This window comes from Vannielia litorea (assembly GCF_018424695.1).
Lineage (GTDB): Bacteria > Pseudomonadota > Alphaproteobacteria > Rhodobacterales > Rhodobacteraceae > Vannielia > Vannielia litorea_A.
In genome coordinates this window covers 1-596 of record NZ_QTNQ01000202.1, presented here as the reverse complement: position 1 = coordinate 596, position 596 = coordinate 1, and the positions used below count along the sequence as shown (strand labels likewise).

The window sequence follows — 596 nt, the reverse complement described above, 5'->3', positions numbered from 1 at the left end:
CTCGGCAAAGCCCGCCGAGAACATCACGAAGCTGCGCACCCCGGCGGCCAGCCCGTCTTCCACCGCCGCTTCCACGCGGCTCGCCGGCACAGCAAGGATCGCCTGGTCCACCTGCTCGGGGATCGCAGCCACCGAGGGGTAGGCCGTCACCCCCTGTACCGTCTCTCGCGTCGGGTTCACCGGGTACAACGTCACGCCCGAGCCCGCCTCCGCCATGTAGCGCAGCGGCCGCCCGCCGATCTTGTAAGGATCGTCCGAGGCGCCCACCAGCGCGATGGCACGCGGCCGGAACAGGGCGTCGAGGCCTGCGACCTCGCGGTTGGCGCCTAGGCCTGCGGTTTTGCTGGAACTCTTGCCGAGGGCGGTCATGCAGCCTCATCCTTCTTCTGCTTTGCGGTCAGTACGCGCCCAACCTGGGCATAGGCGCGGCGCAGCTCAGCCGAGGTGCCGAGCCAGGGCACCAGCGCAAGCACGCGCCTGACATGGGGTGCGAGGGGACTCTCCTCGGTGATGCCAAGCGCCCCGAACATCTGGATTGCACCGCGCGCCATTGCCATCGCGGCGTCGTTGGCCCGCGCCTTGGCCCGGAAGGCCGC

General features: G+C 70.0%; 2 protein-coding genes. Both read right to left on the bottom strand.

Annotated features, from left to right (window positions below; all coding sequences use genetic code 11):
• Positions 1-369, bottom strand: a 369-nt coding sequence (locus tag DYI42_RS23960) for a CoA-binding protein (protein WP_213549638.1), incomplete at its 3' end; no start/stop codon positions are given.
• Positions 366-596 (bottom strand): acyl-CoA dehydrogenase family protein (locus DYI42_RS23955; RefSeq protein WP_213549637.1); only part of this gene is annotated, 231 nt, incomplete at its 5' end. The genes DYI42_RS23960 and DYI42_RS23955, both read right to left, overlap by 4 nt.